The following is a 6,083-nucleotide window of genomic DNA, read 5'->3' as shown; positions in this document are numbered from 1 at the left end:
TCGATGGCGTTCTGCACCGTCGTGATCTTCTCGGCGTCCTCGTCCGGGATCTCGATGCCGAACTCGTCCTCGAGGGCCATCACGAGTTCCACCGTGTCCAGAGAGTCCGCGCCGAGGTCGGCGACGAAGGCCTTTTCGTTGGTGACCTGGGACTCTTCGACGCCGAGTTGCTCGGCGATGATTTTCTTGACACGTGCTTCGATATCGCTCATTGGGGTTCCCTCTAAGGGTTTGAGTTGAATCCGCGATTTTAAGCCGGGCGGAGTTTCCGGCTGGGGTGGTCCGGGGGGTGGCGGCACTCAGGCCATGAACATGCCGCCGTTGACGTGGATCTCCTGGCCGGTCACGTAGCCGGCCTGGGGCGAGGCGAGCCAGGCCACCGCGTGCGCGATGTCGGCCGGCTTGCCCAGGTGGCCCAGGGGGATCTGGCCGAGGAGGGCCTTCTGCTGCTCCTCCGGCAGGGCCGCCGTCATGTCGGTCTCGATGAAGCCGGGGGCCACGCAGTTGACCGTGATGCCGCGGCTGCCGAGCTCGCGCGCCAGCGCGCGCGTCATGCCGGCCACGCCGGCCTTGGCGGCGGCGTAGTTGGCCTGGCCCGGGTTGCCGGAGGCGCCCACCACGCTGGTGATGCTGACGATGCGGCCGTAGCGCTGCTTCATCATCGTGCGCATGACGGCGCGGCTCATGCGGAACACGGCCTTGAGGTTGGTGTCCAGCACCGCGTCCCAGTCGTCGTCCTTCATGCGCATGGCGAGCGTGTCGCGCGTGATGCCGGCGTTGTTCACCAGCACGTGCAGCGCGCCGTGTTCCTTGGCGATGGCGTCGATCAGGGCTTCGGCGGCGGCGGCGTCGTTCACGTCCAGCTTCGCGCCCTTGCAGCCCGCGAATTGCGCGAGCGCACTGGTGATCTTCGCCGCGCCGTCGTCGGTGGTGGCGGTGCCCACGACCTTCATGCCGCGCGCCGCGAGCTCCTGCGCGATCGCCTGGCCGATGCCGCGCGAGGCGCCGGTGACCAGGGCCACCTGGCCCTGCAGCGTGGTGGGGGTGCTCATTGCAGCAGCGCCTTGGCTTCGTTGAGGGAGGCCGGATCGTAGACGGCGCCGGCGGGGATGCTCGCGTCGATGCGCTTGACCAGGCCGGCCAGCACCTTGCCCGGGCCGCATTCGAGGATCACGGCCGCGCCGCTCGCGTTGAGCGCGCGCACGCACTCGACCCAGCGCACCGGGCCGAAGGCCTGTTCGTACAGGGCGGCGCGGATGCGGTCCGGCTCGCTCTCGCTCTTCACCTCGATGTTGTTGATCACCGGGAAGCGCGGGGCCTGGAAGTTCACCTGCGCCAGCCGCTCGCGCAGCTTGTCGGCGGCCGGCTTCATCAGGCTGGAGTGGAAGGGCGCGGAGACGGGCAGCGGCAGCGCGCGCTTGGCGCCCATGGCCTTGAGCACCTCGCAGGCCTTGTCCACGGCGGCCTTGCTGCCGGCGATCACGGTCTGCGCGGGATCGTTGAAGTTGGCCGCTTCCACCGCTTCGGCGGTGTTGGTGCCGAAGGTGCGGACCGCTTCGGCGCAGCCCTCGATCACCTTCCGCGCCTCGAGCCCCAGGATGGCGGCCATGCTGCCGGCGCCCACGGGCACGGCTTCCTGCATGGCCTGGGCGCGGAAGCGCACCAGCGGCGCCGCGTCGGCCAGCGCCAGCGCGCCGGCCGCGACCAGCGCGGTGTACTCGCCCAGCGAGTGGCCCGCCACCACGGCCGGTTCGGCGCCGCCCTCGGCCAGCCAGGCGCGGTAGGCGGCGATGCCGGCGACCAGCATCACAGGCTGCGTGTTGGTGGTGAGGGCCAGGGCCTCCTTGGGGCCTTCCTTGATCAGGCGGCCCACATCCTCGCCGAGCGCGTCGGAGGCTTCCGCCAGCGTTTGCGTGACGGCCGGATGGTCGCCCCAGGCATCGAGCATGCCCACGGCCTGCGAACCCTGGCCGGGAAAGACGAAAGCGAACGGTTTCATGGTGTCGTCAGTTCAGAAGTCCAGCAGGACGGCGCCCCAGGTGAAGCCGCCGCCCACGCCTTCGAGCAGCAGCGTCTCGCCCTTCTTCACCTTGCCGGTGCGCACCGCGGCGTCGAGCGCCAGGGGGATCGATGCGGCCGACGTGTTGCCGTGCTCGTCCACCGTGACGATCACCTTGTCCTTCGGCATCTTCAGCTTGCGCGCGGTCCCCATCATGATGCGGATGTTGGCCTGGTGGGGGATCAGCCAGTCGATGTCGGCCTCGGTCTTGCCGGCCTTCTGGAGCGTGGCGCGCGCCGCGTCCTCCAGCACGCCCACCGCCAGCTTGAAGACGGCCTGGCCGTCCATGCGCAGCAGCGGATTGCCGTGCACCTTGCCGCCCGAGACGCCGCCGGGCACGCACAGGATCTCCACGTGCTTGCCGTCCGCGTGCAGGTCGGTGGCCAGGATGCCGGGCGTGTCGGAGGCTTCCAGCACCACGGCGCCGGCGCCGTCGCCGAACAGCACGCAGGTCGTGCGGTCCTCGAAGTCGAGGATGCGCGAGAACACCTCGGAGCCGATCACCAGCGCGCAGCGCGCGGTGCCGGTGCGGATCATGGCGTCGGCCACCGTCAGCGCGTAGATGAAGCCGCTGCACACGGCCTGCACGTCGAACGCCGGGCAGCCCGCGATGCCCAGCTTGTTCTGCAGGATGGTCGCGGTGGAGGGGAACACCATGTCCGGCGTGGACGTGGCGACGATGATCAGGTCGATCTCCGAGGGCTTGCGGCCGGCGGCCTCGAGCGCCTGGCGCGCGGCCTGCACGCCCAGCTCGCTGCTCGGGACGTCGGGTTCGGCGAAGTGGCGCGCGTGGATGCCCGTGCGCTCCACGATCCACTGGTCGGAGGTTTCGATGCCGCGCGTGGCGAGCTGCGCCGCCAGGTCCGCGTTGGTGACGCGCTTCGGGGGCAGGTAGCTGCCGGTCCCCGCAATCCGGGAATATCGGGTCATTTCTAGTAGGTGGTGACCGCTTGCGGCTGCCCGTCGCCCTCGGCGCCGACCAGCAGCGGGCGGGCGTGGGCGATGCGGGCCTGCACGCGGTCCAGCAAATTGTGCCGGGCCGCATCATAAGCGCGGACCAGCGCCTGCTCGAAAGCGAGCTCATCGGCGGATCCGTGGCTCTTGAACACCAGGCCGCGCAGGCCCAGCAGCGCCGCGCCGTTGTAGCGGCGCGAATCCACGCGCTTCTTGAACGCGGACAGCACGGGGTACGCGGCCACGGCCGCGAGGCGGGTGAGGGGCGTGCGCTCGAACTCCTGCTTCAGGAAGCCGCCGACCATGTGGGCCAGGCCCTCGCTGGTCTTGAGCATCACGTTGCCGACGAAGCCATCGCACACGACGATGTCGGTCGTGCCCTTGAAGATGTCGTTGCCTTCCACATTGCCGTGGAAGTTGAGGTCGCCCGCGCTGCCGGCGGCGCGCAGCAGCTCGCCGGCCTTCTTGATCATCTCGCTGCCCTTGATCGCCTCCTCGCCGATGTTCAAGAGGCCCACGGTGGGACTCTCGTTCTCGGTAAGCGCGGAGACGAGGGCCGAGCCGAGCACGGCGAACTGCAGCAGGTGCTGCTCGGTGCAATCGACGTTGGCGCCGAGATCCAGCACGGTGGTGGCGCCGCCCTTCGCATTGGGCAGGCCGTAGGCGATGGCAGGACGGTCGATGCCTTCGACCGTCTTGAGCACGTAGCGCGCGAGCGCCATCAGGGCGCCGGTGTTGCCGGCGGAGACGGCGGCCTGGGCCTGGCCGTCCTTGACCTGCTGGATCGCCACACGCATGGACGAATCCTTCTTCTTGCGCAGGGCGACTTCGACGGCATCGTCCATAGTCACCACTTCGGTGGCGGGCACGATGCGCGCGCGGGGATGGTGCAGGGCCTCGAGCGCCGCCGGTGCGCCCACCAGCAGCAGCTGCGCATCGCGGTGCGCCTCGAGGAAGTGGCGGCACGCGACCAGCGTGACGCGGGGGCCGTGGTCGCCCCCCATGCAATCGACTGCCAGGGTGGTCGTCATGGCCTCAACTGTAGAGCCTCGCAGAAGCCCTCGAACGGAACGGGTGGCACAAGAAAAAAGCCCGGCCTGCCTGCAGCAAACCGGGCCTTACGCCGGATGCGGCGATCAGGCGTCGTTCTTGGTCTTCAGCACCTTGCGGCCGCGATAGAAGCCGGTGGGGCTGATGTGGTGGCGCAGGTGGGTTTCGCCGGTGGTGGGCTCGACCGCGATGCCCGGCACGGACAGCGCGTTGTGCGAACGGTGCATGCCGCGCTTCGACGGCGACTTCTTGTTTTGCTGGACGGCCATGGCGGGCTCCTGGAATCTCTGTGCCGCAGCCGATGGAAGTCGACAGCAGCGGGTTGTAACTGTGGGTGGGTGCGCGGGCGTTCTTCGGCATGGGCCGATGCCTTCTGGCGCGAAGCCCGCAATTATAGCCCAAGACGGCGCCTCCCCTACTTTCCGGGCTTGAGGCGGCCGAGGACGGCGAAAGGATTGTCCTTTTCCGCCGCGGCGGCGTCGAAGTCCGGGTCGGACACGGACATTTTCACGGGGCCGGGGCACACGTCGTGGCGCGGCGCCACCGGCAGCTCCATCAGCAGCTCGTCCTCCACCAGCTCCAGCAGGTCGAAGCTGCGGCTCAGGGCCAGCAGGTCCTCCTCGGCCTCGTCGTCCTCCGCTGCGGCGGTGGCCTCGTCGGCCACGAAGCGGAACGAGCGCCGCACGTCGACCGGCACGTCCACCGGGGTGAGGCAGCGCTGGCAGACCAGCGGCAGGGTGGTATCGGCTTCGAGGTGCACCCAGACCTGCGGCTGCAGGTGGTGCGCGTTCAGCAGTTCGCCGCGCGCGCGCCAGCGCACGTTGCGGGCGATGTCGGCGCCGGGCGGCGTCTCCGCCACCAGGCGTTGGAAGCTGCGCAGGTGCTCGCTGGAATCGATCACGCCACCCTCCTCGGCGAAGCGGTGCACGTCCAGGCGGTGCGGGTCGAAGTCCTTGGCCATGAAGTCAGTGTAAGAGAATCGACACCATGGTTCTGTCTCCCGCTGTCCCACACGGCCGTGCGCTGGTTCTCGGTTCCACGTCCGTTTACCGCCGCGAACTGCTGACCCGGCTGCGCCTGCCCTTCGCGGTGGAGCCGCCGCACGTGGACGAGTCGCCGCTGGCGGGCGAAACGCCCGAGCAACTGGCACGCCGGCTGGCCGCCGCCAAGGCCGCCGCGGTGGCCCGGCTGCATCCTGCCGCGATCGTGATCGGCTCCGACCAGGTGGCGGACCTCGACGGCGAGCCGCTCGGCAAGCCCGGCAACCACCCCAATGCCGTGGCACAGCTGCAGCGCATGAGCGGCCGCACGGTCATCTTCCAGACGGCGCTTACCGTGATGTGCCAGGAGACCGGCTTCGCGCAGCACGACCTGGCGCCGGTGCGCGTGCGCTTCCGCACCCTGGACGAAGCCGAGATCGAGGCCTACCTGCGCGCCGAACAGCCTTACGACTGCGCCGGCAGCGCGCGCAGCGAAGGCGCGGGCATCGCCCTGCTCGATGCGATCGAGAGCGACGACCCCACGGCGCTGGTGGGCCTGCCGCTGATCCGCACCTGCCGCATGCTGCGCGCCGCGGGCCTGCGCGTGTTCTGATGCCGGGGCGGCTCTACCTCGTTCCCGCGCCGCTGGATTTCGGCTGCGCCGCGACCGTGCCGATCGGCGAGGTGCTGCCGGCCGGCACGCTGGCGGTGGCGGCGCGCCTGGCGCACTGGATCTGCGAGAACGCGAAGAGCGCGCGCGCGACGCTCAAGCGCGTCGGCGAGGTGCAGCCGCTCGCCCTGCCCTTGCAGCAGCAGCGCATCGCGGAGCTGCCGCGCGAAGTGCACAAGAAGGGCGACCATGCTCCCGCGTCCTTCGATGCACGCCCGCTGCTGCAGGCGGCGCTGCAGGGCGAGGACATGGGCTTGCTCAGCGAAGCCGGCATGCCGGCCGTGGCCGATCCGGGATCGTCGGTGGTGCGGGCCGCGCACGAACTCGGGATCGAGGTGGTGCCGCTGGTGGGCCCGGTGTCCCTGCTGCT

General features: G+C 69.9%; 8 protein-coding genes and 1 pseudogene. 2 read left to right on the top strand and 7 right to left on the bottom strand.

From position 1 onward, the window contains the following. The 7 genes from acpP to VFM98_RS25755 all read right to left on the bottom strand — a co-directional run. The coding region (gene acpP, locus VFM98_RS25785; RefSeq protein WP_325112741.1) for an acyl carrier protein at positions 1-212 on the bottom strand (212 nt) is incomplete at its 3' end. 87 nt (positions 213-299) lie between these two features. Further along, the gene (fabG, locus tag VFM98_RS25780) at positions 300-1,052 is read right to left on the bottom strand and encodes a 3-oxoacyl-ACP reductase FabG (protein ID WP_325112740.1); all 753 of its coding nucleotides are present in this window, start codon (positions 1,050-1,052) and stop codon (positions 300-302) included. Beyond that, positions 1,049-1,999, bottom strand: a complete 951-nt coding sequence (gene fabD / locus VFM98_RS25775; RefSeq protein WP_325112739.1) for an ACP S-malonyltransferase — start codon at positions 1,997-1,999, stop codon at positions 1,049-1,051. Before fabD ends, fabG begins: the two co-directional genes overlap by 4 nt. A gap of 12 nt (positions 2,000-2,011) precedes the next feature. After that, on the bottom strand, positions 2,012-2,989 hold the full coding sequence (locus tag VFM98_RS25770; protein WP_325112738.1) for a beta-ketoacyl-ACP synthase III: 978 nt from the start codon (positions 2,987-2,989) through the stop codon (positions 2,012-2,014). Between the two features lie 2 nt (positions 2,990-2,991). Continuing rightward, positions 2,992-4,044: a phosphate acyltransferase PlsX gene (gene plsX / locus VFM98_RS25765; RefSeq protein WP_325112737.1), complete on the bottom strand. Its 1,053-nt coding sequence runs from the start codon at positions 4,042-4,044 to the stop codon at positions 2,992-2,994. Between the two features lie 105 nt (positions 4,045-4,149). Next, positions 4,150-4,332: a 50S ribosomal protein L32 gene (gene rpmF, locus VFM98_RS25760; protein ID WP_325112736.1), complete on the bottom strand. Its 183-nt coding sequence runs from the start codon at positions 4,330-4,332 to the stop codon at positions 4,150-4,152. A 146-nt stretch (positions 4,333-4,478) separates the two neighbouring features. Further along, entirely contained in the window at positions 4,479-5,024 is a 546-nt protein-coding gene (locus tag VFM98_RS25755) for a YceD family protein (RefSeq protein ID WP_325112735.1), read from the bottom strand. Between the two features lie 26 nt (positions 5,025-5,050). Here VFM98_RS25755 and VFM98_RS25750 point away from each other — a divergent pair, with 26 nt between their 5' ends. Together VFM98_RS25750 and VFM98_RS25745 are read left to right on the top strand one after the other, a co-directional pair. Continuing rightward, the gene (locus VFM98_RS25750) at positions 5,051-5,656 is read left to right on the top strand and encodes a Maf family nucleotide pyrophosphatase (RefSeq protein WP_325112734.1); all 606 of its coding nucleotides are present in this window, start codon (positions 5,051-5,053) and stop codon (positions 5,654-5,656) included. Then, positions 5,656-6,083: pseudogene (locus VFM98_RS25745) on the top strand (ribosomal RNA small subunit methyltransferase I); the annotation flags it as partial. The gene VFM98_RS25750 and the pseudogene VFM98_RS25745, both read left to right, overlap by 1 nt.

The sequence above is a fragment of the Ramlibacter sp. genome, assembly GCF_035706265.1.
Lineage (GTDB): Bacteria > Pseudomonadota > Gammaproteobacteria > Burkholderiales > Burkholderiaceae_C > Ramlibacter.
This window is presented reverse-complemented; position numbering and strand designations above follow the sequence as displayed.